The following is a 25,253-nucleotide window of genomic DNA, read 5'->3' as shown; positions in this document are numbered from 1 at the left end:
GCTCATCGCCGGTCAGTGGATGCGCATTATAGGGAGATCTCGGATTAGCGCAAGTGTTTATTTCAATTTTTTTTCTGTTCGTTCTCTTTTTGAACTTTACGTCTATTTTTGATACGGAAAACATCTTTTGTGTGTAAAAAATATACACTTTATCTTGTTATTGTCTATTCGGTATATTCTATCAATCATTCTCTATTGCTCTGCTTTCTCTTTTATTATCGATTTTTATAGTTATGCATCATAAAAATCATTGCTCTCGCCAGCCTACCCCATCCACTGCTATGCTTTTCTTATTATAAAGTGAAACCAAGCACGAGGTTAAATTATGGGGAAATCAACAATCAGGAATTACTTACACCTTTCGCCTTCTATTGATAAAGATGTTTTTATTGATGAAACAGCAACTGTGATTGGAGATGTACGTATTAGTGAAGATGTCAGTATCTGGCCTATGGTTGTTATTCGAGGTGATGTGAATTACGTGAGTATTGGAAAAAGATCAAATATTCAAGATGGTTCAGTTCTTCATGTCACTCACATCTCACCCAATGATCCTGAAGGTTTTCCTCTTATTATTGGTGATAACGTTACTGTTGGGCACAAAGCAATGCTACACGGGTGCACAATTGGAGATCGTGTTTTAGTAGGAATGGGTTCTATTTTACTTGATGGTGCAATTATTGAAGACGATGTAATGATTGGTGCAGGCAGTTTAGTTCCGCCAGGAAAGCGACTTGAAAGCGGTTTTCTTTACTTAGGAAGTCCGGTGAAAAAAGTTCGTCCACTTTCATCAGCAGAAATAGAACACTTTATCTATTCTGCTAATAATTATGTCGGGTGGAAAAATAACTATTTAGCCACTCATCATTCTGCCATTGATAAAGAATAGATTGGATGAAGAGTTGATAACTCATACTCTGTTACCAACTCTTCAAATTCTTCTTCAATGTCCCAACGGTTTTGTTTAAATAATAAAATTCCCTCACCAATACCAAAACGCTCAATAAGCTCTTGTTCTGTAATTTGACAATCAAAAAGCATTCCGTTGATCATTATAGGAAAAAGAACACTTCTATTCTCAGCTAGCCATATTTCACGATCTGGAAATTGAATGGATTGGTTCATTTATTCAATCTTTCTCTTAATACATTAAGGACGGGATTAATATCTGGTACAAGTTCATACCACAATTCAAATGCATAAGCTGCTTGTCCTACTAACATACCTAACCCGTCTGATAAACGCGTACTTCCATGCTTTAATGCGTTATATAGAAATGAAGTCATTCCGGTTTGATAATAAAGGTCATAGCACGCTGTTTCAAAACCATAAACATCATTAGGGATCGGTGGTAAATCATTAGTCATACTAGATGCAGATGCATTTATAATTAAATCGTAATGTTTATCAGCAACATCTTCAGCCGCTATTGCTCTGATCGTTCCAAATTCACAAAACTCTTTTACTAGTTGCTCGGCTTTAGCAAATGTACGATTGGTTAAAGTAATATCACAATCATAATCAAGTAATGGAAGTAGTATTCCTCTTGTTGCGCCACCAGCACCAATAACTAAAACGGATTTAACCTTATTAGGCACGATAAAATCAAGCCTCGCTAAATCTAAAATAAGTCCTTGTCCATCAGTGTTATCACCAAGAAGTGATCCATCTTCTAATTTAACAATAGAGTTAACTGCGCCACATGCTTTTGCTCTATCTGTTAATTTATCCACAAAGCGAAATGCATCTTCTTTAAAAGGAACCGTAACATTAGCACCTCGCCCCCCATTAGAAAAAAAATGTGAGGCGGTTTTATCAAATTCACCTAAAGGAACAAGTAAGCGCCCATAGCCATACTCTATTCCTGTTTGTTTTGAAAAAAATTGGTGAATGAAAGGAGACTGACTATGTTCGATAGGGTTTCCCATCACTAAATATTTTTCCATCACAATCACCCTTGTCGGTACAATTCACCTGTTAATGCATCTCGGATTTCAGAAGGATTCTGTCTACCTCCAACATTTCCTTCAACGATAGGAATTGTATCCTCAAATTGTTCTCTTACTTCTTCAACTGTACGACATGGTGGCAACCCACTTAAATTAGCACTCGTTGACACTAAAGGTTTTCCATAAGCTAAACATAGCTCTTTAACAACTGAGTGGTCTGTTACTCTCACGGCTAAAGAAGCAAATTTTCCAGTTAACCACTTTGGCGTCGTTGATTTGGCAGGAATAACCCATGTAATTGGTCCCGGCCAAGATGCAAACATTCTGTCTCGTTGAGTTTGTGTTAATGCACTATCATCAATATAAGGTTTCAATTGCTCATAGTTATCAGCAATTAAAATTAGTCCTTTTTCAATTGAACGTTGTTTTAACATTAATAGCGCCATAACAGCATGCTCACTATCAGGATCACAACCGACCCCAAATACAGCTTCTGTTGGATATGCGATAACTTTATTATTTTTTAATGCTTCTATAATAGTATTGTTTACAGGTGATGCTTCGTTATTCATGTTCTTCTCTTTTTGTTTGTTGCTTTCCACATAATTTGCTGGCGCACACCAATCTTACTCCTTGAGAAGACCTTTTTTCCATCAATAATGGATAGTGGCAATGTTCGCATTCACTATTAACAGGTTTATTATTTAATACAAATTGGCATTCTGGATATTGGTTACAAGCATAAAATGTCTTACCAAACCGAGATTTACGTTGTAATAGCTTCCCTTTTTCACATTGAGGGCAAGGTATAACGGTTTCATCAGGTTTATCAATTTGTTCTATATGTTCACACTCAGGATAATTGCTACAACCAATAAACATCCCAAATTTACCCTGACGTAAAACTAAATCAGCACCACAGCACTTACAAGGTTGTCCTTCTAAAACTTTGATAATTTGCCCATCACCTTGTGGTTTTAGTGTTTTAATATAGTGGCAATCAGGATAAGCAGAGCATCCTAAAAAAGGACCATGCCCTCCATTTTTCATCACTAATACGCTACCACATTCAGGACATTTTCCCTGTTCAGGTTGCTGTGTAAACGGCATATTCTTTGCCATTGTTTTACCTCATTACACTTATTCCAATCGAGTATAGCCACCAGCCACAATAGCGACTTTTTCAATAAGCTCAAGTTCTAATAAAAGAGGAGCTAATTCAGAGGTTGATAATCCACTATCCTGAGCAATGATATCAATAGGTACTGTTTTATTAAAATGCAGAAAAGGCAATATCACATCCATTGCTTGTTGTTGTTCTGGTGTAAATTGTTCTGGTATAAGTTGCTCTGTTTTAGCCTCTCGTTTTTCATTATTGATAAACGTTGTATAATCTTCTGTTATTATTTTTTGTTGATACTCATTATTACAAGTAAGCCACTGCAAAGAGCTGTTTAAATATTCCAGAATATCTTCAGGTGAAGATGCTAAATTTGCACCTTGCTTAATAAGCTGGTGATTACCTTCAAAATGAGCATCTCCTAATAATCCAGGTAACACAAACAATTCTTTACCTTGTTGCAAAGCATAATTTGCTGTTATTAAGGAACCGCTTTTAATTCCTGCTTCTATAATCAGCAGTGCAGCACTTAGCCCACTAATAATCCGATTACGTTGAGGAAAATGGCGTGCTAAAGGTGGTGTCATAGGTAAATGTTCAGAAATAATAAGACCAGATTCTTTTATTTGTGTTGCAAGAGTGCGATGGAATGACGGGTAAATCTGCTCTAAGCCACTTCCTAGTACAGCAATAGTAATACCATTATTCTTTAATGCACTTCGATGCCCTATACCATCAATACCTTGAGCTAATCCACTTGTAATAGTGAGTTCTTTCTTTACTAATTCCTGTGCAAAATAAGTTGCCCATTTGGAACCATAAGGTGTTGCAACTCGACTACCAATTAATGCAATTTGTGTGCTTTTTAAATGCTGCCTATTTCCTGCAACAAAAAGCAAAAGTGGCGGTGATGAAATTTGCTTTAATAAAGATGGATAATCTGAATCTGTAATCGTTAATAATGATGATTCGTTTTTATCTAACCACTTTAATGTATCGTTGACAGTATTTGCATGAAGTCTTAAGAATTGATGACTTTGCTGTTCTGACAGACCACAACCTATTAATAGCCTTTGATTTAACTGAGTCAAAGATTGTAGATACCTTGCAATTTGAATCGCTTTATTAATAGGTAGTCTTGAAACAGCATTAAGTCTTATCCATATTTCTCTAGCATCCATGCATTATCCTAATATTGTTTTTAGCAAACAGGGTGAGCGCTAAGCACACCAAATACTGTCAATCTAGACAATAAATGTCTAGAATAGACGTTAAATCCTATTCACATTTTAGAAACAGTCCGAATAAATTATGGCAGTGTTACACGTATTACATTATCCAGACGAGCGCCTTCGCACGATTGCAAAGCCAGTCGAAAAAGTTGATGCCGAAATTCAAAAAATTGTCGATGATATGTTTGAAACGATGTATTTGGAAGAAGGTATCGGTTTAGCCGCGACACAGGTGAATATTCACCAGCGCATTATCGTCATTGATGTCTCTGAAACAAGAGATCAAAGACTGGTATTAATAAACCCAGAACTTCTTGATGCCGATGGTGATACAGGCATAGAAGAAGGCTGTTTATCTATCCCAGAGCAGCGTGCTTTTATTCCTCGTGCAGAGCATGTAAAAGTAAAAGCCCTTGATTACAATGGTCAACCTTTTGAGTTAGAAGCTGATGATTTATTAGCTATCTGTATTCAACATGAAATGGATCATTTAGTTGGCAAGCTATTTGTAGATTATTTATCTCCATTAAAACGCCAACGCATCCGTCAAAAAGTTGAAAAACTCGATAAGCTAGATAAAAAAAGAGCTAAAACAGGACAGTAACAGTTAAATTGAAACAGGAAGAAAACGTGTCTGATTCATTACGTATTATTTTTGCGGGAACACCCGATTTTGCGGCTCGACATTTAGCTGCATTGTTATCAACTCAACATCATGTGGTGGGAGTACTTACTCCTCCAGATAAACCCGCAGGAAGAGGTAAGAAACTGACTATTGGCCCTGTTAAAGAACTGGCGTTAACTCATAATATTCCTGTTTATCAACCAGCCTCTTTGAAACCAGAAGAGAACCATGAATGGATAGCTGCGCAACAAGCAGATATTATGATTGTTGTCGCTTATGGCATGATTTTACCTAAAGCCGTTCTTGAAATACCTCGTTTAGGTTGCCTTAATGTGCATGGTTCTCTCCTTCCTAAATGGCGTGGCGCTGCACCAATTCAACGTTCTTTGTGGGCGGGAGATAAAGAAACGGGCGTCACAATCATGCAAATGGACGTTGGTTTAGATACAGGCGATATGCTGTATAAAGCGTCATGCCCAATTACGAATGAAGATACCAGCGCATCACTTTATGAAAAGCTTGCAGAGCTTGGACCTAAGGCTCTAATAACTACGTTAGATCTCATTACCTCAGGTAAAATAAAAGCTGAAAAACAAGATGATAATTTAGCGAATTACGCACAAAAATTATCTAAAGAAGAAGCAAAAATTGATTGGTCATTATCAGCAGAACAGATTGAACGGTGCATAAGAGCATTCAATCCATGGCCAATGAGCTTTTTCATGTTAGATGAGCAACCTGTAAAAGTATGGAAAGCACAAGCTATTGCAGATAATACAGATAAACCCGCAGGAACCTTATTAAAAGCAGATAAAACAGGTATTTATATTGCGGCAGGTAACGGCATTCTAAATATTACTGAATTGCAACCATCGGGTAAGAAACCTATGCCTTCTGCTGATTTCTTAAACTCCAAGCGAGATTGGTTCACTCCTGGAAGAGTCATTCAATAATAATTCTAAGCCCTGATATCTAACATTATTATCAGGGTTTTCCTTTTTTCACGCCAATGTAATACATCTCTGGCGCTCAATATTAAACGTTAACTCATCATGAAAACGTCATACAACTTACGTAGCATTGCAGCCAAAGCAATTAACCAAGTATTAGATCAAGGCTTATCTCTAAGCACTGTCATACCAGAACTTCAGAAAAATATTTCAGACAAAGATAAAGCTTTGTTGCAAGAAATCTGCTTTGGCGTATTACGTACATTGCCACAATTAGAATGGATTATTCAGCAACTCATGGATAAACCATTAAAAGGCAAACAGCGTATTTTACACTACCTCATTATGGTTGGTTTATATCAGCTGCTTTATACGCGTATTCCTGCTCACGCAGCGCTAGCAGAGACAGTAAATGGTGCTGTTGCACTAAAAAAACCACAGTTAAAAGGATTGATTAACGGTGTGTTACGTCAGTTTCAACGCCAACAAGATATCCTAAACGAACGCTTTCAAAATAGCGAAAATCGTTTTCTCCATCCATCATGGCTACTTGCGCGTATTAAACAGGCTTATCCTGAGCAGTGGATGAGTATTGTTGAAGGCAATAATCAAAAACCACCAATGTGGTTACGTGTAAATCAACACTATCATTCTCGAGAAGAATATTTAGCATTACTTAAAAATGAAGAAATTCCCGCTATTGCTGATGATAGCCACCCTTTCGCGATCCGTTTAGAGGATCCATGCAACGTGAATCTTATCCCAGGATTTGCTGATGGTTGGGTAACAGTTCAAGATCGTTCAGCTCAACGTTGTGCTGAATTATTAGCACCAGAAAATAAAGAGCAGATCCTTGATTTATGTGCAGCACCTGGTGGTAAAACAACACATATTTTAGAGATAGCTCCACAAGCTCAAGTATTAGCTGTCGACATAGATGAGCAACGTTTAAAACGTGTACAAGAGAACCTTACGCGTTTAAAACTTAATGCAGTCGTCAAAAGTGGTGATGGTCGTTATCCTGAACAATGGTGTGCAGGCATGCAATTTGACCGAGTTCTTCTTGATGCACCATGCTCAGCAACAGGTGTTATCCGCCGTCACCCAGATATAAAATGGCTTCGTCGTAATGATGACATTGAACAATTAACTCAAATTCAAAAAGAGATCCTTCACGCTATTTGGCCATACCTAAAGTCTGGTGGTACGTTGGTGTATGCAACCTGCTCTATTTTACCTGAAGAAAATAAACAACAAGTTGAAGCATTTTTAGCATTAACAAAAGATGCGCAATGTGATTATCAGCACCAATGCTTACCAGAAGAAAAAGGTGGCGATGGTTTCTTTTATGCATTGATCAAGAAAATATGATCTTGTGATAAAAGATGATATCAGATCTAAAAAACGCTACTATTTCAACGCAAGATCATTAAGATCTTGCGCTTCTTTCCTATTTGTTAATCGAATACTCTGAGAAATTACGATGAAAATTATTATCTTAGGCGCTGGTCAAGTAGGTGGTACTCTCGCTGAAAATCTTGTCGGGGAGAATAATGATATTACTGTCGTTGACACTGATGCAGATCGCTTACGCCAACTTCAAGATAAATTCGATTTACGAGTAGTCAATGGACATGGATCTCACCCAAGGATCTTAAGAGAAGCCGGTGCTGAAGATGCAGATATGTTGGTTGCTGTCACCAACTCTGACGAAACCAATATGATAGCGTGCCAAGTTGCTTACACTCTGTTTAATACGCCCAATAAAGTTGCTCGGATACGTGCCTCTGAATTTGTTCGTGAAGCAGATAAACTCTTTCTCCCAGAAGCTATTCCCATTGATTATTTAATCTCACCAGAGCATTTAGTTATTGATTATATTTATAAATTGATCCAATACCCTGGTGCCTTACAAGTTGTTAATTTTGCGGATGGTCAAGTCAGTATTGTTGCTGTAAAAGCGTATTACGGTGGTTCTCTCGTTGGGAATGCGTTGTCAACATTACGTGATCATATGCCACATATTGATACACGCGTTGCTGCAATTTTTCGTCAAGACAGACCTATCCGACCTCAAGGTTCCACAATTATTGAAGCTGGAGATGAGGTTTTCTTTGTCGTTGCATCTCAGCATATTCGTGCAGTAATGAGCGAATTACAACGATTAGAAAAACCTTATAAACGCATTATGATTGTTGGTGGTGGTAATGTCGGTGCAGGTTTAGCGGCTAGATTAGAAAAAGATTATAGCGTCAAACTTATTGAACATAATCAGCAACGTGCAACAGAACTGGCAGAACTACTCCATGACACCATCGTTTTTTATGGTGATGCATCAGATCAAGAACTTCTTGCTGAAGAACATATAGAGCAAATTGATGTCTTTATCGCACTGACTAATGATGATGAGGCCAATATTATGTCAGCGATGCTGGCAAAAAGAATGGGTGCTAAAAAAGCAATGGTACTCATTCAGCGTAGCGCTTATGTTGATTTAGTCCAAGGTGGGGTTATTGATATTGCAATATCACCACAACAAGCAACTATTTCTGCACTTTTAGGTCATGTTCGTAAAGCCGATATTGTTAGCGTTTCATCATTACGACGAGGTGTTGCAGAGGCAATCGAAGCTGTTGCACATGGTGATGAAAATACATCAAAAGTTGTTGGTCGCCGTATACAAGATATAAAACTGCCACCAGGAACCATCATTGGTGCAATTGTTAGAGAACAAGATGTCATTATTGCGAACGCAAGTCACTCCATAGAACAGGGTGATCATGTGATTATGTTTATCACTGATAAAAAATATGTTCCTGAAGTTGAAAAACTTTTCCAGCCAAGTCCATTTTTCTTATAAAGATTACGTAGAAATAAGAATAATAGTGATTGTTACTTATAATGGTCTATTATTATCATGTTAGATACTATATTTTTACATAATAAATCTATATTGAGATAAATAAGGAGTGGTTATGTCTTTTTTCAAAGAGTTTCGTGAATTTGCCATGAAAGGCAACGTTGTTGATATGGCAGTCGGTGTCATCATCGGTGCAGCTTTCGGTAAGATTGTTTCATCTTTAGTTGCTGATATTATCATGCCACCATTAGGATTATTAATCGGCGGTATTGATTTTAAACAATTTAGCCTTGTATTAAGAGATGCCAGTGGAGATGTTCCTGCTGTTGTACTAAATTACGGCATGTTTATTCAAACTGTTTTTGATTTTGCCATTGTTGCATTTGCTATATTCTGCGCAATTAAACTAATTAACAAAACACGTCGTCAAGCAGAAGAAGCACCTAAAGCACCACCTGCACCATCAGCTGAAGAAACATTATTAACTGAAATTCGTGATTTATTAAAAAATCAGCAAAAATAAAAACTAAAAGGCCAGTGATAACAATTGAAAAAATCTTTTGTTATCACTGGCCTCCCAGTTACCCTTCTTGTCATGTTTTGCTTTTCTCATATAACTTCCTTTTCCTTTCTTATTCTTTTCCACACGTTGTTTAAACAGTGGATCATGAACAAGTGCTGCTAAAGCATTATCTTTAATAACACCTTTTTGGTGCTGATATTTGCTAGACATAAAAACCTCTTAAATTGTTAAAGAACATAAAACGTAATACGGTACAGATATTATTGCTTTGTGGCTCCAGATTCAAGTATTTCAAGAATAGAACAATAAGTACTTTCATGAGCACTACCACAACATGCATTACTTAACATCTTTAATGAATCTCGCATTCTTTCCATTTCTTTCAAGCGAATTTCAACTTCAGCAAGTCTTGCATCAACAATATGCTTTGATTCAACACAAGTGTGATGAGCAGGATCAACACGAATAGAAAGTAGCTCTGTAATCGCGTCTAATGTAAAACCCAACTCTTTTGCATAACGAATAAAACGTAAACGTTGAAGATCTTGCTCTGTATATAAGCGATAACCGCCTTCTGTTCGCCTGTCATGATCCATCAATCCCTGTTTTTCATAAAAACGGATTGTATCTGTAGTCACATTCGCTAATTTTGCAACCTGCCCAATACGATACATGGATCATTCCCTCACTCTAAATGATGAATAAGCATAGCAAATAATCAAAAGAATAGAATTGAAATATAGTGCGAAGCTTATTTTCGCCAAAATAGCAGTATGCTGAAATAACAAGAAATAAATATGACGCAACACAAGAGTAGGTAAAAAAGCATAGAATAACAAATAGAAAGGTTAGAGTATGGCTTGATAAGTTATTTTTATAACAATAGTTTCAGTAGCTGTCATTTACAATAGATGTAAAAAAACCGGATTAAAAATCCGGTCTTTTTATTCGCTTCACTAAATAATAATTAAATTATTCAGCTGCTGCTTCTGTTTCAGAATCAGCACGGTCAACAAGCTCAATGTAAGCCATTGGAGCGTTGTCACCAGCACGGAAGCCACACTTCAGAATACGAGTGTAACCACCTGCACGGCTCGCAAAACGCGGACCTAATACTGTAAACAGTTTTGCCACGACTTCGTTATCACGAGTACGGGCGAATGCCAGACGACGATTAGCTACGCTGTCGGTCTTGGCAAGAGTAATCAGCGGCTCAACGACGCGACGCAGTTCTTTCGCTTTAGGCAAAGTTGTCTTGATGATCTCATGACGAACTAAAGAACCTGCCATGTTACGAAACATAGCCTGACGATGGCTGCTGTTGCGGTTCAATTGACGACCACTCTTACGATGGCGCATGACCTTATCCTTCTCAGTAAAACCTTAACCTGTGATCTTATTCATCAGCGATACTTGCAGGTGGCCAATTCTCAAGGCGCATACCCAGAGATAGACCACGCGACGCCAGTACGTCTTTAATCTCAGTAAGAGATTTCTTACCAAGGTTAGGCGTCTTAAGTAATTCAACTTCAGTACGCTGTACCAGATCACCGATGTAGTGGATTGCTTCTGCCTTCAGACAGTTAGCAGAGCGGACAGTCAATTCAAGATCGTCTACTGGGCGCAGTAAGATAGGATCGAATTCTGGCTTCTCTTCTTTAACTTCAGGCTGACGAACATCACGTAAGTCAACAAAAGCTTCAAGCTGTTCAGCCAGGATAGTCGCTGCACGGCGAATCGATTCTTCTGGATCAATAGTACCGTTAGTTTCCATCTCGATAACCAGCTTATCCAAGTCGGTACGCTGTTCAACACGAGCTGCTTCCACATTATAAGCAATACGCTCAACTGGGCTATAGCACGCGTCTACTAAAAGGCGACCGATAGGGCGCTCATCTTCTTCCGAATGAATTCGGGCAGAAGCCGGCACATAACCACGACCACGCTGAACTTTGATACGCATATTAATAGATGCGTTCTCGTCTGTAAGGTGGCAGATAACGTGCTGCGGCTTGACGATTTCGACATCACCGTCATGGATGATATCGGCTGCAATAACAGGGCCAATGCCAGATTTGCTCAAAGTAAGAATAACTTCATCTTTACCATGAACTTTTACCGCCAACCCTTTAAGGTTGAGCAGTATTTCTAGGATATCTTCCTGAACACCTTCTTTGGTGCTGTACTCATGCAGTACACCATCAATCTCAACCTCTGTTACCGCACAACCCGGCATAGACGAAAGCAGAATACGGCGCAGTGCGTTACCAAGAGTATGGCCGAAGCCTCGCTCTAATGGTTCAAGGGTCACCTTGGCGTGCGTCGAACTGACTTGCTCGATATCAACCAGGCGCGGTTTTAGAAACTCTGTCACAGAACCCTGCATTGTGTCCTCTCTTTGGTGCTAAGCCTTACTTGGAGTAAAGCTCGACGATCAGGTGCTCGTTAATGTCAGCAGACAAGTCAGTACGTTCAGGAATACGTTTGAACACACCTTCCATCTTAGCAGCATCAACTTCCAGCCATGTTGGCTTTTCACGCTGTTCAGCCAGCTCTAAAGCAGCCTTGATACGAGACTGTTTTTTCGATTTTTCACGAACGCTGACTACGTCATTCGGGGAAACCTGATAAGAAGCAATGTTAACCACGCGACCATTTACCATGATTGCTTTATGGCTAACCATCTGACGTGCTTCTGCGCGAGTTGCGCCAAAGCCCATACGATAAACAACGTTATCCAGACGACCTTCCAGCAGAGTCAGCAGGTTTTCACCTGTGTTGCCTTTCAGACGAGTTGCTTCTTTGTAGTAGTTACGGAATTGACGTTCTAGAACACCGTAAATACGACGTACTTTTTGTTTTTCACGTAACTGAACACCGTAATCAGAAAGACGCGGTTTACGTGCGCCGTGCTGACCTGGTGCTTGTTCCAGTTTACACTTGGTGTCAATCGCCCGAACGCCAGATTTTAGAAATAAATCTGTACCTTCACGGCGGCTCAGCTTGAGCTTAGGACCCAAATATCTTGCCATTTTCTTTCTCCAACTTTCCTAAAAACGAAAACGTTATTAAACGCGACGTTTTTTCGGTGGACGACAACCGTTATGAGGAATCGGAGTCACATCAGTAATATTAGTGATGCGGAAACCAGCCGCGTTTAATGCACGGATAGTTGACTCACGACCAGGACCAGGTCCTTTAACCATAACTTCCAAGTTCTTAATTCCGTACTCTTTAACAGCTTCAGCGCAACGTTCTGCTGCAACCTGAGCCGCGAACGGAGTAGATTTACGAGAACCACGGAAACCGGAACCACCGGCAGTAGCCCAACCCAATGCGTTACCTTGACGATCGGTAATAGTAACGATTGTGTTGTTGAAAGAAGCATGGATATGAGCCACACCGTCAGAGACTTGTTTTCTTACACGCTTACGTGCACGAATAGGTGCTTTTGCCATTGTTCAAATACCCCGATTATTTCTTGATCGGCTTACGCGGACCCTTACGGGTACGTGCGTTAGTCTTAGTACGCTGACCGCGAACTGGTAGACCACGACGATGACGTAAACCACGGTAAGTACCAAGATCCATCAGACGTTTGATGCTCAGGGTAACTTCACGACGCAGATCACCTTCTACAACGTATTTGGCAACTTCGTCACGCAGCTTGTCGATTTGCTCTTCAGACAGCTCACTGATCTTAACATTTTCAGCAATACCAGCAGCTACACAGATAGCCTGTGAGCGGGTTTTACCGATACCGTAAATCGAAGTTAATGCGATTACAGTATGTTTATGATCAGGAATGTTAATGCCTGCTATACGGGCCACTATGCACTCCTAAATTAGCAGTTATACAGTACCATTCTGAAAAGCCCGTTTTCAGGATACTCAAACAATACTGTATATATTATAAAAGATTGGGCTGGCTAATTTAGCCAGCTCAACCGAACTTTGCAAGAAAAAAATGCAATAAATTAGCCTTGACGCTGTTTATGCTTAGGCTCGACGCTGCAAATTACACGCACGTGACCGTGACGTCTAACAATTTTGCAGTTACGGCACATTTTCTTGACGGAAGCACGAACTTTCATTTTTACTCTCCGTAACTTCTAAAACAAATCGCTTATCAGTAATTAACCTTTAAGATTTGCTTTTTTCAATGCAGACTCATACTGACTTGACATCAGGAGAGTTTGCACTTGAGCCATAAAATCCATGATGACCACAACCACGATTAAGAGGGAAGTACCACCAAAATAGAAAGGTACTTTCATTGCGTCACGCATGAACTCCGGGATGAGACAGATAAAGGTAATATACAAGGCACCGATTAAGGTTAAACGTGTCATTACTTTATCTATATATTTAGCCGTCTGCTCTCCCGGGCGAATTCCTGGTACAAATGCACCGGACTTCTTCAGGTTATCTGCCGTTTCTCTTGGGTTGAAAACCAACGCCGTATAGAAGAAACAGAAGAATATGATTGCAGCAGCGTATAGTAACACATAAATAGGTTGACCAGGCTGTAGATTTAAAGAAATCGTCGTCAGCCAACCCCACCCTGTACCATCGCCAAACCAAGAGGTTATTGTACCAGGAAACAGGATAATACTTGAAGCAAAAATTGCTGGTATAACACCCGCCATATTTACTTTAAGTGGTAGATGTGTACTTTGTGCCGCGTATATTCTACGCCCTTGTTGACGTTTTGCATAGTTAACAACGATACGACGTTGTCCTCTTTCTACAAAAACAACAAAAAAAGTAACCGCGAACACTAATACTGCAACCAACAATAACAGGAGGAAGTGCAGTTCGCCTTGCCGCGCCTGCTCGATGGTTTGACCAATGGCAGGCGGAAGACCTGCAACGATACCTGCAAAGATAATGATTGAGATACCGTTACCAATACCACGTTCAGTGATTTGCTCACCTAACCACATTAAGAACATTGTCCCAGTGACTAAGCTCACAACAGCCGTAATATAGAATGGTAGACCTGGATTAATTACCAGACCTTGCATTCCTGGCATATTCGGTAAGCCTGTTGCGATACCAATTGATTGGAATATCGCCAGCACCAAAGTACCATAACGGGTATATTGGCTGATCTTACGACGACCGGCCTCCCCTTCCTTCTTAATCTCTGCTAACCGAGGGTTAACCACTGATAAGAGTTGGATAATAATCGATGCCGAAATATAAGGCATGATACCCAGCGCAAAGATAGAAGCACGGCTAAGAGCACCACCAGAGAACATGTTAAACATTTCAATGATGGTGCCTTTTTGCTGATCGAGCAATTTGGCAAGCACAGTGGCATCAATACCAGGGATAGGAATAAAAGAGCCAATCCTAAAGACAATAAGTGCACCAAGAACAAACAAAAGTCTGCGTTTTAGTTCACCAACACCACCTTTAGCACTCTGAAAATCTAAACCTGGTTGTTTAGCCATCTGTCACTTATTCCTCAATTTTACCGCCAGCTGATTCGATTGCTGCACGGGCACCTTTGGTAACACGCAGACCACGAATAGTCACTGCACGGTTAACCTCGCCAGATAGAATTAATTTTGCAAATTCAATCTGTGGGCCAACAACGTTTGCGGCTTTCAGTGCATTCAGATCGATTACATCGCCTTCAACGTAAGCTAAATCAGACAGACGGATTTCCGCAGTCACGAATGATTTACGTGAAGTAAAACCAAATTTTGGTAAACGACGATATAAAGGCATCTGGCCACCTTCAAAACCACGACGTACGCCACCGCCAGAACGAGATTTCTGACCTTTGTGACCACGGCCGCCAGTTTTACCTAAGCCAGAACCGATACCACGACCTACACGTTTAGGCGCATGCTTGGCACCTTCAGCCGGAGACAGAGTATTTAAACGCATCTCTTACTCCTCAACTTTAACCATATAGGAAACCAAGTTGATCATACCGCGAACTGCTGGTGTATCTTCGCGTTCTACAGTGTGACCGATGCGACGCAGACCTAAACCAGTCATAGTTGCCTTATGTTTAGGCAGACGGCCGATTAAGCTGCGTGTTTGAGTAATTTTAATAGTCTTAGCCATGGTCATTACCCCAGAATTTCTTCAACGGATTTACCACGCTTAGCTGCGACCATATCTGGAGACTTCATGCTATCTAAAGCGTCCAGTGTTGCACGAACCACGTTAATCGGGTTAGTGGAACCATAGGTTTTAGCCAGTACGTTACGAACGCCAGCCACTTCTAGAACTGCACGCATTGCACCACCTGCGATGATACCGGTACCTTCATGAGCAGGCTGCATAAATACGCGAGAGCCTGTGTGAGTACCTTTAACAGGGTGGAACAGAGTACCGTTGTTTAAAGCGACGGTTTTCATATTGCGACGGGCTTTTTCCATCGCTTTCTGGATTGCTGCCGGAACTTCGCGAGCTTTGCCATATCCAAAACCAATGCGGCCATTACCATCACCAACTACAGTAAGAGCGGTGAAGCTAAAGATACGACCACCTTTAACGGTTTTAGATACGCGGTTTACCGCGATCAGCTTTTCCTGCAGTTCGCCAGCTTGTTTCTCGATGTGAGCCATCTTACACTCCTACCTTAGAACTGAAGGCCAGCTTCACGGGCAGCATCTGCCAGTGCCTGGACTCGACCATGATATTGGAAACCGGAACGGTCAAATGATACTACTTTGATACCTTTTTCCAGAGCGCGTTCAGCAACAATTTTACCAACTACTGCTGCTGCTTCTTTGTTTCCAGTGTTTTTCAGTTGCTCAATGATAGCTTTTTCTGTAGTAGAAGCGGCCACCAAAGTTTCAGAACCGTTTGGTGCAATAACCTGCGCATAAATATGGCGAGGGGTACGGTGTACCACCAGGCGAGTCGCACCCAATTCCTGGAGCTTACGGCGTGCGCGGGTCGCACGACGGATACGAGCTGCTTTCTTATCCATAGTGTTACCTTACTTCTTCTTAGCCTCTTTGATACGCACAACTTCGTCGGCGTAACGAATACCTTTACCTTTATAAGGTTCAGGGCGACGGTAAGCACGCAGTTCAGCTGCTACTTGACCAATCACTTGCTTATCCGCACCTTTCAGTACGATTTCAGTTTGTGTTGGACATTCAGCAGTGATGCCTGCTGGCAGTTGGTGTTCCACTGGATGTGAAAAACCTACTGATAAGTTAACCGCATTGCCTTTAATAGACGCACGATAACCTACACCTACCAGTTGCAGTTTCTTAGTGAAGCCTTCGGTAACACCTACAACCATTGCATTTAACAGAGAACGAGTAGTACCCGCCTGTGCCCATGCATCAGCAAAACCATCGCGAGGTGCGAAAGTTAACTGGTTGTCAGCATGTTGAATTTCAACTGCATTATGGATAGTACGAGTTAGCTCGCCGTTTTTACCCTTAATCGTAATTACCTGACCGTTGAGTTTAACCTCTACGCCGGCAGGAATGACGACGGGTGCTTTTGCCACACGAGACATTCTTTCCTCCCGAATTAAGCTACGTAGCAGATAATCTCGCCACCAAGACCTGCTTGGCGAGCTGCACGATCAGTCATAACACCTTTTGAGGTAGAAACAACAGCGATGCCCAGTCCTGCCATAACATTTGGCAGCTCATCTTTTCTTTTATAGATGCGCAGACTTGGACGGCTTACGCGCTGAATGCTTTCTACTACAGCCTTACCTTGGAAATATTTTAAAGTGATTTCCAGTTCTGGCTTAGTGTCGCCTTCAATTTTAAAATCTTCAATATAACCTTCTTCCTTAAGCACGTTGGCAATCGCCACTTTCAGCTTGGAGGAAGGCATTGTGACCGCAACTTTATTCGCGGCCTGACCGTTACGGATACGGGTCAGCATATCCGCGATGGGATCTTGCATGCTCATCTGTCTTTACTCCCGTGATTCAATTATGGTAATTACCAGCTAGCCTTTCTAAGGCCCGGGATTTCACCGCGCATAGCGGCTTCACGGACTTTAATACGGCTGAGGCCAAATTTCCGCAGGAAACCGTGCGGACGTCCAGTTTGACGGCAGCGGTTACGCTGACGTGAAGGACTTGAATCACGTGGCATAGTTTGCAGTTTCAGAACAGCATTCCAACGATCTTCGTCAGACACGTTCACATCTGAAACGATAGCTTTCAGTTCTGCGCGTTTTGCGAAGAATTTCTCAGCTAAATTCGCACGTTTTACATCACGTGCTTTCATAGATTTCTTAGCCATGAATGCCCTGCCTTACTTGCGGAACGGGAAGTTAAACGCTGCTAACAGTGCGCGACCTTCATCATCTGATTTCGCAGTCGTAGTAATGGTAATATCCAAACCACGAACACGATCCACTTTATCGTAATCGATTTCAGGGAAGATGATTTGCTCACGTACGCCCATGCTGTAGTTACCACGTCCATCAAATGATTTAGCGGACAAACCACGGAAGTCACGGATACGTGGTACAGCAATAGAGATCAGGCGTTCAAAGAACTCCCACATGCGTTCGCCACGCAGGGTCACTTTACAGCCGATCGGATAGCCCTGGCGGATTTTGAAGCCTGCAACAGATTTGCGTGCTTTGGTGATCAAAGGTTTTTGACCTGAGATTGCTGCTAAATCAGCTGCTGCATTGTCCAGCAGTTTTTTATCAACAATCGCTTCACCAACACCCATGTTCAGGGTGATCTTCTCGACCCGAGGGACTTGCATGACAGAATGGTAACCAAACTGAGACATCAGTTTTTGGACTACCTCGTCTTTGTAGTAATCATGCAGTTTCGCCATCGTATACTCCAAATTACTTGATAGTTTCTTTATTAGACTTGAAGAAACGAACTTTTTTGCCGTCTTCGAATCTAAAACCTACACGGTCAGCCTTACCGGTTGCCGCATTGAAGATTGCAACGTTAGAAACTTGGATAGAAGCTTCTTTTTCAACGATGCCACCTGGTTGGTTCAGAGCCGGAACTGGCTTCTGATGTTTTTTAACCAGATTGATACCTTCAACGATAACTTTACCAGAAGAAAGAACCTGTTTTACTTTACCGCGCTTACCTTTATCTTTACCAGTTAGCACGATAACTTCGTCTTCACGACGGATTTTCGCTGCCATTGCCTGCTCCTTAGAGTACTTCAGGTGCCAGAGAGATTATTTTCATAAACTTCTCGTTACGAAGTTCACGAGTAACCGGCCCAAAAATACGCGTACCAATAACTTGCTCGCTGTTGTTGTTTAACAATACACAAGCGTTGCTATCGAAGCGAATGACAGAACCGTCAGGGCGACGAACACCCTTCTTGGTGCGCACCACTACCGCTTTCAGTACATCACCTTTCTTAACTTTACCACGTGGAATTGCTTCCTTGATGGTAATTTTGATGATGTCACCTACATCTGCGTAGCGACGGTGCGAGCCACCTAGAACCTTGATACACATTACGCGACGTGCACCGGAGTTGTCGGCCACGTTCAGCATAGTCTGTTCTTGGATCATTTTAGTGCTCCGCTAAATGTCAACTACTACTGAGCCACTTCCACATTAGAAGAGGCCGTTCAATATCCCATAATACGAGGGAGCGGCATTATAACACCACATTCTCGATATGGACAGAAAAAATAAACGGCTCGTTCAGTTTTGAGCCGTTTATTTCGTACGAAAAGGCTATTTTATTACAGAACAGCTTTTTCTACAACGCGAACTAACGCCCAAGACTTAGTCTTAGATAGTGGACGTGTTTGACGAATTTCTACTACGTCACCAATTCCACATTCGTTGTTCTCGTCATGTACATGCAGTTTGGTCGTACGACGGATAAACTTACCATATAATGGGTGTTTAACCATACGATCGATAGCAACAACAATAGATTTTTCCATTTTGTCACTAACTACACGACCTTGCAGAGTACGGATTTTATCGGTCATTACGCACCCGCCTTCTCAGTCAGTAAAGTCTTAACGCGTGCGATATTACGACGCACTTGTTTCAACAGATGAGACTGTTGTAACTGACCACTTGCTGCCTGCATACGCAGGTTAAACTGCTCGCGCAGTAAGTTCAGCAGTTCTGTGTTCAGCTCTTCAACGCTCTTTTCGCGCAGCTCTTTTGCTTTCATTACATCACCGTCTTAGTTACAAAGGTGGTTTTGATAGGCAGTTTTGCTGCCGCCAGCTTGAATGCTTCACGGGCCAGTTCTTCAGGCACACCATCCATTTCATACAGGACTTTACCTGGCTGGATTAAGGCAACCCAATACTCAACGTTACCTTTACCTTTACCCATACGGACTTCGAGCGGCTTTTCAGTGATTGGTTTGTCTGGGAACACACGGATCCAGATTTTACCCTGACGCTTAACTGCACGGGTCATTGCACGACGTGCCGCTTCGATCTGACGTGCAGTCAGACGACCACGGCCCACAGCTTTAAGACCGTAAGTCCCGAAGCTTACATCCGCACCAGCAGCTAAGCCACGGTTGCGGCCTTTGTGCACTTTACGGAATTTTGTACGCTTTGGTTGTAACATCAGCGACTCTCCTTACTTGCGGCCTTTACGCTGCTGCTTTTTAGGTTGAGCAGCCGGTTTTTCCGCCTGTTCAACTGCAGCCATACCACCCAGGATCTCACCTTTGAAGATCCATACCTTAACGCCGAGCACACCATAAGTGGTTTGTGCTTCTGAGGTATTGTAGTCGATATCTGCACGCAGAGTGTGCAGAGGTACACGACCTTCACGATACCATTCAGTACGAGCGATTTCAGCACCGCCTAAGCGACCACTTACTTCCACTTTAATACCTTTAGCGCCTAAACGCATAGCGTTCTGTACCGCACGCTTCATAGCACGACGGAACATAACACGACGTTCCAGCTGTGAAGTGATGCTGTCAGCAACTAATTTTGCGTCCAGTTCAGGTTTACGTACTTCGGCGATATTAATTTGCGCAGGAACGCCAGCGATATCCGCTACGTTTTTGCGCAGTTTTTCAACATCTTCACCTTTTTTACCGATAACGATGCCTGGGCGAGCAGTGTGAATAGTCACACGGATGCTTTTCGCAGGACGTTCGATAACGATACGAGATACAGATGCTTTAGCCAGTTCTTTAGTTAAGTACTGACGTACTTTAAAGTCGCTGTCTAGGTTGTCAGCGAATTCATTGGTACCCGCATACCATGTGGAATTCCAAGGCTTGACAATGCCAAGGCGGATACCATTAGGATGTACTTTTTGACCCATTGCTAGTCTCCAGAGTCTCAGCGATCAGACACAACCACAGTGATGTGGCTGGTGCGCTTCAGAATACGATCTGCACGGCCTTTTGCACGAGGCATAATGCGCTTCATAGAAGGACCTTCGTCAACAAAGATCTTAGCTACTTTCAGATCATCAATGTCAGCGCCATCGTTGTGTTCTGCATTAGCAATAGCAGACTCCAGTACTTTCTTCACTAAACCAGCAGCTTTCTTGTTGGTAAAGGTTAAAATTTCCAGAGCTTGCGACACTTTCTTACCGCGAATCAGGTCTGCTACCAAGCGAACCTTCTGAGCAGAAGAACGAGCGTGGCGATGCATAGCGATAGTTTCCATCTCTTCCTCCTACCTTATTTTTTCTTAGCCTTTTTATCGGCTGCATGACCGCGATAAGTACGGGTCGGCGCGAATTCACCCAGTTTGTGACCAACCATTTCGTCGGAAACGTAAACTGGAACATGCTGACGACCATTATGGACAGCGATGGTCAAACCGATCATGTTAGGAAAGATCGTTGAACGACGGGACCAAGTCTTAACAGGCTTTTTGTCACCGCTTTCCACCGCTTTCTCTACCTTCTTCAGCAAGTGCAGGTCAATGAAAGGACCTTTCTTGAGAGAACGTGGCATGGCTTATCCTCTAATTATTTCTTAGTACGACGATGAACGATGAAATGTTCAGTGCGTTTGTTTTTACGAGTCTTCTTACCTTTGGTTTGAACGCCCCAAGGTGTTACTGGGTGTTTACCAAAGTTACGACCTTCACCACCACCATGTGGGTGATCGACTGGGTTCATCGCAGTACCGCGAACGGTAGGACGAATACCACGCCAGCGACTTGCACCAGCTTTACCCAGAACGCGTAACATGTGCTCAGAGTTGCCAACTTCACCGATAGTTGCACGGCAATCAGAAGGAACTTTACGCATTTCACCAGAACGCAGACGAATAGTGACATAAGCACCATCACGAGCAACGATCTGAACGTAAGTACCAGCTGAACGAGCTAACTGACCACCTTTACCTGGTTTCATTTCTACGTTATGAACTGTAGAACCAACCGGGATATTACGCATTGGTAAGGTGTTACCCGCTTTGATAGCAGCATCAACGCCAGACTGAACTTTATCACCCGCTTTCAGGCCTTTTGGAGCCAGAATGTAGCGACGTTCACCATCAGCATACAGCACTAAAGCGATGTTAGCTGAACGGTTTGGATCATATTCCAGACGTTCTACTGTCGCAGGGATACCATCTTTGTTGCGTTTAAAGTCAACAATACGGTAAGCCTGTTTGTGACCACCACCGATATGACGGGTAGTGATACGACCATTGTTGTTACGACCACCGGACTTGCTGTTCTTTTCCAGCAATGGCGCATAAGGTTTCCCTTTATGCAGCTCAGGGTTTACCACTTTAACTACGTGGCGACGGCCCGGAGACGTAGGTTTACATTTAACAATTGCCATTGTTCTTTACTCCTCCGACTTACTCAGCGCCGCCGACGAAGTCCAGATTCTGGCCTTCCTTCAGGGTGACGTAAGCTTTTTTCCAGTCGCTACGACGACCAATACGCTGACCGTGACGTTTCACTTTGCCTTTCATCAGCAGAGTGTTAACACTTTCAACTTCGACTTCAAACAGTTTTTGTACAGCTGCTTTAATCTCTGCTTTGGTCGCGTCTTTAGCAACTTTGAGAACGATGGTGTTTGATTTTTCCATCGCGATAGAAGCTTTTTCAGATACATGCGGCGCGCGCAGTACTTTCAGCAGACGTTCTTCACGGATCATGCCAGCATCTCCTCAACTTGCTTCACAGCGTCAGCAGTCATGACGACTTTGTCGAAGGCGATTAAGCTAACAGGGTCGATTGTTGCTGCATCACGTACGTCAACTTTATATAAGTTGCGTGCTGCTAAATACAGATTCTCATCTACATCAGCAGTGATGATCAGAACATCTTCCAGAGCCATATCTTTCAGTTTCTGTGCTAAAAGCTTAGTTTTAGGAGCTTCAACAGAGAACTTCTCTACGACGATCAGACGATCTTGACGTACCAGTTCAGACAGAATGCTCTTCAGAGCACCACGGTACATCTTTTTGTTTACTTTTTGACTGTGGTCCTGTGGTTTAGCTGCGAAGCTAACACCACCAGAGCGCCAAATTGGGCTCTTGATTGAACCTGAACGTGCACGACCTGTACCTTTCTGTCTCCAAGGCTTTTTGCCTGAACCAGAAACTTCAGCACGGGTTTTCTGAGCACGAGTACCTTGACGAGCACCAGCAGCGTATGCAACGACTACTTGATGCACAAGCGCTTCGTTAAAGTCACGCCCGAAGGTAGTTTCGGAAACAGTCAGCGCGCCTTGCGCGTCTTTCATTACCAATTCCATTCCTATCTCCTCGACGTTACGCCTTGACAGCTGGTTTAACGATCAGGTCACTGCCAGTTGCACCTGGAACAGCACCTTTGACCAGCAGCAGGTTGCGCTCAGCGTCAACACGTACTACTTCCAGGCTCTGAACGGTAACTTGTTCGTTACCCAGTTGACCTGCCATTTTCTTGCCTTTGAACACCTTACCCGGAGTCTGGTTCTGACCGATAGAACCCGGAACACGGTGAGACAAGGAGTTACCGTGGGTAGCATCTTGAGTACGGAAGTTCCAGCGCTTTACAGTACCGGCAAAACCTTTACCTTTAGATGTTCCAGTAACGTCGACTTTTTTAACGTCAGCGAAAATTTCTACGCTAATGCTTTGACCTACAGTGTATTCTTCGCCTTCATTCAGACGGAATTCACGCAGTAAGCGGCCAGCTTCAACACCAGCTTTAGCAAAATGACCTGCTTCAGGTTTCAGTACACGGTTAGCTTTTTTGCTACCAGTAGTCACCTGAATGGCACGATAACCGTCTTTCTCCAGATCTCTGACCTGAGTAACACGGTTGTTTTCAATTTCGATAACGGTTACAGGGATTGAAACGCCATCTTCAGTGAAGATACGAGTCATTCCTACTTTCTTACCGACTAAACCAATCATTGTTTCAACCTCTCAATCGCTTGATGACCTGATTAACCTAGGCTGATCTGCACGTCTACGCCGGCAGCCAGATCCAGACGCATCAGAGCATCAACGGTTTTCTCGGTTGGCTCAACGATGTCAACCAGACGTTTGTGAGTGCGAATTTCATACTGATCACGCGCATCTTTATTAACGTGCGGAGAAATCAACACTGTGAAACGCTCTTTGCGAGTCGGCAGTGGGATTGGACCACGAACTTGCGCACCAGTGCGCTTAGCAGTCTCTACGATTTCCGCAGTTGATTGATCAATCAGACGATGATCAAAAGCTTTCAGGCGGATACGGATTCTTTGGTTCTGCATGAGACCAGAGCTCCAACTATTTTTTATAAACGTAAATGATCACTACTCGTACCCATTTCGATTGATGAGAGAGTGTAATCGTTCTGCATATAACTCCCCAATCGGGAGTATTATATTAATGCAATAAAAAATCTGCATTAGCTGATAAATCAGCCTCACTAAATCAGTGAGCCTGCGCATTATACTTGCCTGAGTGATGAAATCAAGCCAAGAATAAAAAATCAGCGATAAAAATTCATTTTATCTTTTCGAAAATAAAAAAAGCAAAGGCAACCATCATCACCTTTGCTTTAAAAACCGTCTAACAACCCACTAAAGAAGATAGATTATTCTTCAATAATTTGAGCTTGTAGGTAGTTTTGAAGTCCCATTCGTTCGATAAGTTCAAGCTGGGTTTCAATCCAATCAATATGCCCTTCTTCATCGGTTAGAATTTCTAGCATCAAATCACGGCTGACATAATCATGAATTGAATCTGCGTAAGCAATAGCTTCACGTAAATCTTTGGCACCGCCTAATTCCAATTCCAGATCAGAACGTAGCATCTCTTCAACATCTTCCCCGATGTTTAGTTTGCCTAAATCTTGTAAGTTTGGAATGCCTTCAAGGAACAAAATACGCTCGATATATTTATCGGCGTGTTTCATCTCATCTATGGATTCATGATATTCCATTTCATTGAGGCGTGTGAGTCCCCAATTTTTGAACATTCGGGCATGTAGGAAATATTGATTAATTGCAACAAGCTCACCACCTAATAACTTATTAAGGTGGGCTATCATTTTTTTATCACCTTTCATTTTTATGCTCCTTTGCTTCCAGTCTTTTCAGTGTAGACCTTTTATACAAAGAGGAGAGAAAGGAAATTTAAAATTTGTTATGCAACTTCAGAAATTTGAGGATAAAGAGCAGATTGCTCATTTTCGATCAGTTGACGAGCTTGACGTACGCACTTACCACAACAACTTCCAACAGGTAAGATCTTGCGTAATTCATTAATAGTGTGAATTTGATGGTGATGGACAGTTGAGATAATTTTTTTATCACTCACACCGTGGCAAAGACATACGTACATAATAACAACCTCATTAACTACTCACGAGCAAGATAGTAAATGATAATTATTATGATTTCAATTTCTATTTATTTAACTTAAGTATATTTACTTATTTGTATTACCGAAGATGATGAAGCAAGGATAAACATTAATGCTTCATTGAAATTTAAAATAACTAATCTTCAGATACAAAAAAGGGCATCTACTGATGCCCTTTTTTAGGAAATTACGCGAGTAATTAACCTAATACTTTAGCAACAACGCCCGCACCTACTGTACGGCCACCT

Annotated in this window: 43 protein-coding genes; 6 read left to right on the top strand and 37 right to left on the bottom strand. The window is 41.9% G+C overall.

From position 1 onward, the window contains the following. The first annotated feature begins 325 nt into the window (after nucleotides 1–325). On the top strand, nucleotides 326–889 hold the full coding sequence (locus CBE70_RS08200; protein WP_100158943.1) for a gamma carbonic anhydrase family protein: 564 nt from the start codon (nucleotides 326–328) through the stop codon (nucleotides 887–889). Here the strand turns inward: CBE70_RS08200 and CBE70_RS08195 are convergent. The 5 genes from CBE70_RS08195 to dprA are packed head-to-tail and all read right to left on the bottom strand — an operon-like array spanning nucleotide 865 to nucleotide 4,250. After that, nucleotides 865–1,125 (bottom strand): DUF1488 family protein, encoded by a 261-nt coding sequence (locus CBE70_RS08195; protein WP_100158942.1) that lies wholly within the window; start codon nucleotides 1,123–1,125, stop codon nucleotides 865–867. The two genes, CBE70_RS08200 and CBE70_RS08195, sit on opposite strands and share 25 nt — an antisense overlap. Then, nucleotides 1,122–1,946, bottom strand: coding sequence for a shikimate dehydrogenase (aroE, locus tag CBE70_RS08190; RefSeq protein ID WP_100158941.1), 825 nt, complete (start codon nucleotides 1,944–1,946; stop codon nucleotides 1,122–1,124). The genes CBE70_RS08195 and aroE overlap by 4 nt, the downstream gene beginning before the upstream one ends. Before the next feature lie 5 nt (nucleotides 1,947–1,951). Continuing rightward, entirely contained in the window at nucleotides 1,952–2,521 is a 570-nt protein-coding gene (gene tsaC, locus CBE70_RS08185; RefSeq protein ID WP_100158940.1) for an L-threonylcarbamoyladenylate synthase type 1 TsaC, read from the bottom strand. Further along, nucleotides 2,514–3,071, bottom strand: a complete 558-nt coding sequence (locus CBE70_RS08180; RefSeq protein ID WP_100158939.1) for a topoisomerase DNA-binding C4 zinc finger domain-containing protein — start codon at nucleotides 3,069–3,071, stop codon at nucleotides 2,514–2,516. Before CBE70_RS08180 ends, tsaC begins: the two co-directional genes overlap by 8 nt. Nucleotides 3,072–3,089: 18 nt before the next feature. Continuing rightward, nucleotides 3,090–4,250, bottom strand: coding sequence for a DNA-processing protein DprA (gene dprA / locus CBE70_RS08175; RefSeq protein ID WP_100158938.1), 1,161 nt, complete (start codon nucleotides 4,248–4,250; stop codon nucleotides 3,090–3,092). Nucleotides 4,251–4,380: 130 nt separating this feature from the next. Here dprA and def point away from each other — a divergent pair, with 130 nt between their 5' ends. The 5 genes from def to mscL all read left to right on the top strand — a co-directional run bounded on the left by def (nucleotide 4,381) and on the right by mscL (nucleotide 9,259). Next, a complete protein-coding gene (def, locus tag CBE70_RS08170; RefSeq protein ID WP_100158937.1) occupies nucleotides 4,381–4,905 on the top strand; it encodes a peptide deformylase in 525 nt (174 codons plus the stop codon). 26 nt (nucleotides 4,906–4,931) lie between these two features. After that, nucleotides 4,932–5,879, top strand: a complete 948-nt coding sequence (fmt, locus tag CBE70_RS08165) for a methionyl-tRNA formyltransferase (RefSeq protein ID WP_100158936.1) — start codon at nucleotides 4,932–4,934, stop codon at nucleotides 5,877–5,879. Nucleotides 5,880–5,978: 99 nt separating this feature from the next. Next, nucleotides 5,979–7,247 (top strand): 16S rRNA (cytosine(967)-C(5))-methyltransferase RsmB, encoded by a 1,269-nt coding sequence (gene rsmB, locus CBE70_RS08160; RefSeq protein ID WP_100158935.1) that lies wholly within the window; start codon nucleotides 5,979–5,981, stop codon nucleotides 7,245–7,247. Between the two features lie 112 nt (nucleotides 7,248–7,359). Next, the gene (trkA, locus tag CBE70_RS08155; RefSeq protein ID WP_100158934.1) at nucleotides 7,360–8,736 is read left to right on the top strand and encodes a Trk system potassium transporter TrkA; all 1,377 of its coding nucleotides are present in this window, start codon (nucleotides 7,360–7,362) and stop codon (nucleotides 8,734–8,736) included. Between the two features lie 115 nt (nucleotides 8,737–8,851). Further along, the gene (gene mscL, locus CBE70_RS08150; RefSeq protein ID WP_023583476.1) at nucleotides 8,852–9,259 is read left to right on the top strand and encodes a large-conductance mechanosensitive channel protein MscL; all 408 of its coding nucleotides are present in this window, start codon (nucleotides 8,852–8,854) and stop codon (nucleotides 9,257–9,259) included. 3 nt (nucleotides 9,260–9,262) lie between these two features. Here the strand turns inward: mscL and CBE70_RS08145 are convergent, their stop codons facing one another. From CBE70_RS08145 to bfd, 32 genes are all read right to left on the bottom strand, one after another. Then, entirely contained in the window at nucleotides 9,263–9,469 is a 207-nt protein-coding gene (locus tag CBE70_RS08145) for an alternative ribosome-rescue factor A (RefSeq protein WP_100158933.1), read from the bottom strand. A gap of 50 nt (nucleotides 9,470–9,519) precedes the next feature. Further along, nucleotides 9,520–9,933, bottom strand: coding sequence for a Zn(2+)-responsive transcriptional regulator (gene zntR / locus CBE70_RS08140; RefSeq protein WP_069368787.1), 414 nt, complete (start codon nucleotides 9,931–9,933; stop codon nucleotides 9,520–9,522). 298 nt (nucleotides 9,934–10,231) lie between these two features. Beyond that, the gene (rplQ, locus tag CBE70_RS08135; protein ID WP_004246940.1) at nucleotides 10,232–10,618 is read right to left on the bottom strand and encodes a 50S ribosomal protein L17; all 387 of its coding nucleotides are present in this window, start codon (nucleotides 10,616–10,618) and stop codon (nucleotides 10,232–10,234) included. A 37-nt stretch (nucleotides 10,619–10,655) separates the two neighbouring features. Next, nucleotides 10,656–11,645 (bottom strand): DNA-directed RNA polymerase subunit alpha, encoded by a 990-nt coding sequence (locus tag CBE70_RS08130; RefSeq protein WP_006535513.1) that lies wholly within the window; start codon nucleotides 11,643–11,645, stop codon nucleotides 10,656–10,658. 25 nt (nucleotides 11,646–11,670) lie between these two features. After that, on the bottom strand, nucleotides 11,671–12,291 hold the full coding sequence (rpsD, locus tag CBE70_RS08125; protein WP_004246942.1) for a 30S ribosomal protein S4: 621 nt from the start codon (nucleotides 12,289–12,291) through the stop codon (nucleotides 11,671–11,673). 36 nt (nucleotides 12,292–12,327) lie between these two features. Beyond that, nucleotides 12,328–12,717, bottom strand: coding sequence for a 30S ribosomal protein S11 (gene rpsK, locus CBE70_RS08120; RefSeq protein WP_002919257.1), 390 nt, complete (start codon nucleotides 12,715–12,717; stop codon nucleotides 12,328–12,330). Nucleotides 12,718–12,733: 16 nt separating this feature from the next. Then, on the bottom strand, nucleotides 12,734–13,090 hold the full coding sequence (gene rpsM / locus CBE70_RS08115) for a 30S ribosomal protein S13 (RefSeq protein ID WP_036914623.1): 357 nt from the start codon (nucleotides 13,088–13,090) through the stop codon (nucleotides 12,734–12,736). Nucleotides 13,091–13,236: 146 nt separating this feature from the next. Beyond that, nucleotides 13,237–13,353, bottom strand: a complete 117-nt coding sequence (gene rpmJ / locus CBE70_RS08110) for a 50S ribosomal protein L36 (protein ID WP_071788572.1) — start codon at nucleotides 13,351–13,353, stop codon at nucleotides 13,237–13,239. A gap of 42 nt (nucleotides 13,354–13,395) precedes the next feature. Beyond that, a complete protein-coding gene (gene secY / locus CBE70_RS08105; protein ID WP_006535510.1) occupies nucleotides 13,396–14,718 on the bottom strand; it encodes a preprotein translocase subunit SecY in 1,323 nt (440 codons plus the stop codon). A gap of 7 nt (nucleotides 14,719–14,725) precedes the next feature. Then, nucleotides 14,726–15,160 carry a 50S ribosomal protein L15 gene (gene rplO, locus CBE70_RS08100; protein ID WP_004246944.1) on the bottom strand — a complete coding sequence of 145 codons (435 nt, stop codon included), beginning with the start codon at nucleotides 15,158–15,160 and terminating at the stop codon, nucleotides 14,726–14,728. Nucleotides 15,161–15,163: 3 nt separating this feature from the next. Beyond that, nucleotides 15,164–15,343 (bottom strand): 50S ribosomal protein L30, encoded by a 180-nt coding sequence (rpmD, locus tag CBE70_RS08095; protein WP_036914634.1) that lies wholly within the window; start codon nucleotides 15,341–15,343, stop codon nucleotides 15,164–15,166. A gap of 5 nt (nucleotides 15,344–15,348) precedes the next feature. Further along, on the bottom strand, nucleotides 15,349–15,849 hold the full coding sequence (gene rpsE / locus CBE70_RS08090; protein WP_100158932.1) for a 30S ribosomal protein S5: 501 nt from the start codon (nucleotides 15,847–15,849) through the stop codon (nucleotides 15,349–15,351). A 14-nt stretch (nucleotides 15,850–15,863) separates the two neighbouring features. Continuing rightward, entirely contained in the window at nucleotides 15,864–16,217 is a 354-nt protein-coding gene (rplR, locus tag CBE70_RS08085; RefSeq protein ID WP_023583471.1) for a 50S ribosomal protein L18, read from the bottom strand. 9 nt (nucleotides 16,218–16,226) lie between these two features. Further along, nucleotides 16,227–16,760: a 50S ribosomal protein L6 gene (rplF, locus tag CBE70_RS08080; RefSeq protein ID WP_036933221.1), complete on the bottom strand. Its 534-nt coding sequence runs from the start codon at nucleotides 16,758–16,760 to the stop codon at nucleotides 16,227–16,229. A 14-nt stretch (nucleotides 16,761–16,774) separates the two neighbouring features. After that, entirely contained in the window at nucleotides 16,775–17,167 is a 393-nt protein-coding gene (gene rpsH, locus CBE70_RS08075) for a 30S ribosomal protein S8 (protein WP_100158931.1), read from the bottom strand. Between the two features lie 32 nt (nucleotides 17,168–17,199). Beyond that, a complete protein-coding gene (gene rpsN / locus CBE70_RS08070; protein WP_006535503.1) occupies nucleotides 17,200–17,505 on the bottom strand; it encodes a 30S ribosomal protein S14 in 306 nt (101 codons plus the stop codon). Nucleotides 17,506–17,517: 12 nt separating this feature from the next. Then, a complete protein-coding gene (rplE, locus tag CBE70_RS08065; protein WP_036933223.1) occupies nucleotides 17,518–18,057 on the bottom strand; it encodes a 50S ribosomal protein L5 in 540 nt (179 codons plus the stop codon). A 13-nt stretch (nucleotides 18,058–18,070) separates the two neighbouring features. Beyond that, a complete protein-coding gene (gene rplX / locus CBE70_RS08060) occupies nucleotides 18,071–18,385 on the bottom strand; it encodes a 50S ribosomal protein L24 (protein ID WP_006535502.1) in 315 nt (104 codons plus the stop codon). Between the two features lie 10 nt (nucleotides 18,386–18,395). After that, nucleotides 18,396–18,767: a 50S ribosomal protein L14 gene (gene rplN / locus CBE70_RS08055; protein ID WP_004246955.1), complete on the bottom strand. Its 372-nt coding sequence runs from the start codon at nucleotides 18,765–18,767 to the stop codon at nucleotides 18,396–18,398. Nucleotides 18,768–18,943: 176 nt separating this feature from the next. Then, a complete protein-coding gene (gene rpsQ, locus CBE70_RS08050) occupies nucleotides 18,944–19,198 on the bottom strand; it encodes a 30S ribosomal protein S17 (RefSeq protein ID WP_023583468.1) in 255 nt (84 codons plus the stop codon). After that, nucleotides 19,198–19,389 carry a 50S ribosomal protein L29 gene (gene rpmC / locus CBE70_RS08045; protein ID WP_004238624.1) on the bottom strand — a complete coding sequence of 64 codons (192 nt, stop codon included), beginning with the start codon at nucleotides 19,387–19,389 and terminating at the stop codon, nucleotides 19,198–19,200. The genes rpsQ and rpmC overlap by 1 nt, the downstream gene beginning before the upstream one ends. Beyond that, on the bottom strand, nucleotides 19,389–19,799 hold the full coding sequence (gene rplP, locus CBE70_RS08040) for a 50S ribosomal protein L16 (RefSeq protein ID WP_006535500.1): 411 nt from the start codon (nucleotides 19,797–19,799) through the stop codon (nucleotides 19,389–19,391). The genes rpmC and rplP overlap by 1 nt, the downstream gene beginning before the upstream one ends. A gap of 12 nt (nucleotides 19,800–19,811) precedes the next feature. After that, nucleotides 19,812–20,513 (bottom strand): 30S ribosomal protein S3, encoded by a 702-nt coding sequence (gene rpsC / locus CBE70_RS08035; RefSeq protein WP_023583467.1) that lies wholly within the window; start codon nucleotides 20,511–20,513, stop codon nucleotides 19,812–19,814. Between the two features lie 17 nt (nucleotides 20,514–20,530). Then, nucleotides 20,531–20,863 (bottom strand): 50S ribosomal protein L22, encoded by a 333-nt coding sequence (gene rplV, locus CBE70_RS08030; protein ID WP_006535498.1) that lies wholly within the window; start codon nucleotides 20,861–20,863, stop codon nucleotides 20,531–20,533. Nucleotides 20,864–20,877: 14 nt separating this feature from the next. Next, complete coding sequence (gene rpsS, locus CBE70_RS08025) at nucleotides 20,878–21,156, bottom strand: 30S ribosomal protein S19 (RefSeq protein WP_004246960.1); 279 nt, start codon at nucleotides 21,154–21,156, stop codon at nucleotides 20,878–20,880. 14 nt (nucleotides 21,157–21,170) lie between these two features. Further along, nucleotides 21,171–21,995 carry a 50S ribosomal protein L2 gene (rplB, locus tag CBE70_RS08020; protein ID WP_006535497.1) on the bottom strand — a complete coding sequence of 275 codons (825 nt, stop codon included), beginning with the start codon at nucleotides 21,993–21,995 and terminating at the stop codon, nucleotides 21,171–21,173. A gap of 19 nt (nucleotides 21,996–22,014) precedes the next feature. Next, nucleotides 22,015–22,317, bottom strand: coding sequence for a 50S ribosomal protein L23 (gene rplW / locus CBE70_RS08015; RefSeq protein ID WP_004246962.1), 303 nt, complete (start codon nucleotides 22,315–22,317; stop codon nucleotides 22,015–22,017). Then, nucleotides 22,314–22,919 (bottom strand): 50S ribosomal protein L4, encoded by a 606-nt coding sequence (rplD, locus tag CBE70_RS08010; RefSeq protein ID WP_023583466.1) that lies wholly within the window; start codon nucleotides 22,917–22,919, stop codon nucleotides 22,314–22,316. Before rplD ends, rplW begins: the two co-directional genes overlap by 4 nt. A gap of 16 nt (nucleotides 22,920–22,935) precedes the next feature. Beyond that, nucleotides 22,936–23,565 (bottom strand): 50S ribosomal protein L3, encoded by a 630-nt coding sequence (gene rplC, locus CBE70_RS08005; protein ID WP_023583465.1) that lies wholly within the window; start codon nucleotides 23,563–23,565, stop codon nucleotides 22,936–22,938. Between the two features lie 32 nt (nucleotides 23,566–23,597). Further along, nucleotides 23,598–23,909, bottom strand: coding sequence for a 30S ribosomal protein S10 (rpsJ, locus tag CBE70_RS08000; protein ID WP_001181005.1), 312 nt, complete (start codon nucleotides 23,907–23,909; stop codon nucleotides 23,598–23,600). Nucleotides 23,910–24,235: 326 nt separating this feature from the next. Further along, the gene (gene bfr / locus CBE70_RS07995) at nucleotides 24,236–24,709 is read right to left on the bottom strand and encodes a bacterioferritin (protein ID WP_075674372.1); all 474 of its coding nucleotides are present in this window, start codon (nucleotides 24,707–24,709) and stop codon (nucleotides 24,236–24,238) included. Between the two features lie 77 nt (nucleotides 24,710–24,786). Further along, nucleotides 24,787–24,984, bottom strand: a complete 198-nt coding sequence (gene bfd, locus CBE70_RS07990) for a bacterioferritin-associated ferredoxin (protein ID WP_100158930.1) — start codon at nucleotides 24,982–24,984, stop codon at nucleotides 24,787–24,789. Between the last annotated feature and the right edge of the window lie 269 nt (nucleotides 24,985–25,253).

Origin of the sequence: Proteus columbae (assembly GCF_002777965.1) — a bacterium.
GTDB classification, from domain to species: domain Bacteria; phylum Pseudomonadota; class Gammaproteobacteria; order Enterobacterales; family Enterobacteriaceae; genus Proteus; species Proteus columbae.
This window is presented reverse-complemented; position numbering and strand designations above follow the sequence as displayed.

Bases quoted from the DNA above. Each gene is read 5' to 3' on its own strand.
- rplF (WP_036933221.1), bottom strand. From the start codon at position 16,760: ATGTCTCGTGTGGCAAAAGCACCCGTCGTCATTCCTGCCGGCGTAGAG.
- bfr (WP_075674372.1), bottom strand. From the start codon at position 24,709: ATGAAAGGTGATAAAAAAATGATAGCCCACCTTAATAAGTTATTAGGT.
- rplQ (WP_004246940.1), bottom strand. From the start codon at position 10,618: ATGCGCCATCGTAAGAGTGGTCGTCAATTGAACCGCAACAGCAGCCAT.
- rpsH (WP_100158931.1), bottom strand. From the start codon at position 17,167: ATGAGCATGCAAGATCCCATCGCGGATATGCTGACCCGTATCCGTAAC.
- secY (WP_006535510.1), bottom strand. From the start codon at position 14,718: ATGGCTAAACAACCAGGTTTAGATTTTCAGAGTGCTAAAGGTGGTGTT.
- zntR (WP_069368787.1), bottom strand. From the start codon at position 9,933: ATGTATCGTATTGGGCAGGTTGCAAAATTAGCGAATGTGACTACAGAT.
- tsaC (WP_100158940.1), bottom strand. From the start codon at position 2,521: ATGAATAACGAAGCATCACCTGTAAACAATACTATTATAGAAGCATTA.
- rpmJ (WP_071788572.1), bottom strand. From the start codon at position 13,353: ATGAAAGTTCGTGCTTCCGTCAAGAAAATGTGCCGTAACTGCAAAATT.
- rplR (WP_023583471.1), bottom strand. From the start codon at position 16,217: ATGGATAAGAAAGCAGCTCGTATCCGTCGTGCGACCCGCGCACGCCGT.
- rpsJ (WP_001181005.1), bottom strand. From the start codon at position 23,909: ATGCAGAACCAAAGAATCCGTATCCGCCTGAAAGCTTTTGATCATCGT.
- dprA (WP_100158938.1), bottom strand. From the start codon at position 4,250: ATGGATGCTAGAGAAATATGGATAAGACTTAATGCTGTTTCAAGACTA.
- rsmB (WP_100158935.1), top strand. From the start codon at position 5,979: ATGAAAACGTCATACAACTTACGTAGCATTGCAGCCAAAGCAATTAAC.
- CBE70_RS08200 (WP_100158943.1), top strand. From the start codon at position 326: ATGGGGAAATCAACAATCAGGAATTACTTACACCTTTCGCCTTCTATT.
- rplN (WP_004246955.1), bottom strand. From the start codon at position 18,767: ATGATCCAAGAACAGACTATGCTGAACGTGGCCGACAACTCCGGTGCA.
- rplV (WP_006535498.1), bottom strand. From the start codon at position 20,863: ATGGAAACTATCGCTATGCATCGCCACGCTCGTTCTTCTGCTCAGAAG.
- bfd (WP_100158930.1), bottom strand. From the start codon at position 24,984: ATGTACGTATGTCTTTGCCACGGTGTGAGTGATAAAAAAATTATCTCA.
- rpsC (WP_023583467.1), bottom strand. From the start codon at position 20,513: ATGGGTCAAAAAGTACATCCTAATGGTATCCGCCTTGGCATTGTCAAG.
- CBE70_RS08180 (WP_100158939.1), bottom strand. From the start codon at position 3,071: ATGGCAAAGAATATGCCGTTTACACAGCAACCTGAACAGGGAAAATGT.
- trkA (WP_100158934.1), top strand. From the start codon at position 7,360: ATGAAAATTATTATCTTAGGCGCTGGTCAAGTAGGTGGTACTCTCGCT.
- def (WP_100158937.1), top strand. From the start codon at position 4,381: ATGGCAGTGTTACACGTATTACATTATCCAGACGAGCGCCTTCGCACG.
- rpsE (WP_100158932.1), bottom strand. From the start codon at position 15,849: ATGGCTCACATCGAGAAACAAGCTGGCGAACTGCAGGAAAAGCTGATC.
- rpsS (WP_004246960.1), bottom strand. From the start codon at position 21,156: ATGCCACGTTCTCTCAAGAAAGGTCCTTTCATTGACCTGCACTTGCTG.
- CBE70_RS08145 (WP_100158933.1), bottom strand. From the start codon at position 9,469: ATGTCTAGCAAATATCAGCACCAAAAAGGTGTTATTAAAGATAATGCT.
- rplO (WP_004246944.1), bottom strand. From the start codon at position 15,160: ATGCGTTTAAATACTCTGTCTCCGGCTGAAGGTGCCAAGCATGCGCCT.
- rplP (WP_006535500.1), bottom strand. From the start codon at position 19,799: ATGTTACAACCAAAGCGTACAAAATTCCGTAAAGTGCACAAAGGCCGC.
- CBE70_RS08195 (WP_100158942.1), bottom strand. From the start codon at position 1,125: ATGAACCAATCCATTCAATTTCCAGATCGTGAAATATGGCTAGCTGAG.
- mscL (WP_023583476.1), top strand. From the start codon at position 8,852: ATGTCTTTTTTCAAAGAGTTTCGTGAATTTGCCATGAAAGGCAACGTT.
- rplE (WP_036933223.1), bottom strand. From the start codon at position 18,057: ATGGCGAAACTGCATGATTACTACAAAGACGAGGTAGTCCAAAAACTG.
- rpmD (WP_036914634.1), bottom strand. From the start codon at position 15,343: ATGGCTAAGACTATTAAAATTACTCAAACACGCAGCTTAATCGGCCGT.
- rpsD (WP_004246942.1), bottom strand. From the start codon at position 12,291: ATGGCAAGATATTTGGGTCCTAAGCTCAAGCTGAGCCGCCGTGAAGGT.
- aroE (WP_100158941.1), bottom strand. From the start codon at position 1,946: ATGGAAAAATATTTAGTGATGGGAAACCCTATCGAACATAGTCAGTCT.
- rpsQ (WP_023583468.1), bottom strand. From the start codon at position 19,198: ATGACCGATAAAATCCGTACTCTGCAAGGTCGTGTAGTTAGTGACAAA.
- rplW (WP_004246962.1), bottom strand. From the start codon at position 22,317: ATGATCCGTGAAGAACGTCTGCTGAAAGTACTGCGCGCGCCGCATGTA.
- rplD (WP_023583466.1), bottom strand. From the start codon at position 22,919: ATGGAATTGGTAATGAAAGACGCGCAAGGCGCGCTGACTGTTTCCGAA.
- rplB (WP_006535497.1), bottom strand. From the start codon at position 21,995: ATGGCAATTGTTAAATGTAAACCTACGTCTCCGGGCCGTCGCCACGTA.
- rpsN (WP_006535503.1), bottom strand. From the start codon at position 17,505: ATGGCTAAGAAATCTATGAAAGCACGTGATGTAAAACGTGCGAATTTA.
- rplC (WP_023583465.1), bottom strand. From the start codon at position 23,565: ATGATTGGTTTAGTCGGTAAGAAAGTAGGAATGACTCGTATCTTCACT.
- rpsK (WP_002919257.1), bottom strand. From the start codon at position 12,717: ATGGCAAAAGCACCTATTCGTGCACGTAAGCGTGTAAGAAAACAAGTC.
- rpmC (WP_004238624.1), bottom strand. From the start codon at position 19,389: ATGAAAGCAAAAGAGCTGCGCGAAAAGAGCGTTGAAGAGCTGAACACA.
- CBE70_RS08130 (WP_006535513.1), bottom strand. From the start codon at position 11,645: ATGCAGGGTTCTGTGACAGAGTTTCTAAAACCGCGCCTGGTTGATATC.
- rplX (WP_006535502.1), bottom strand. From the start codon at position 18,385: ATGGCAGCGAAAATCCGTCGTGAAGACGAAGTTATCGTGCTAACTGGT.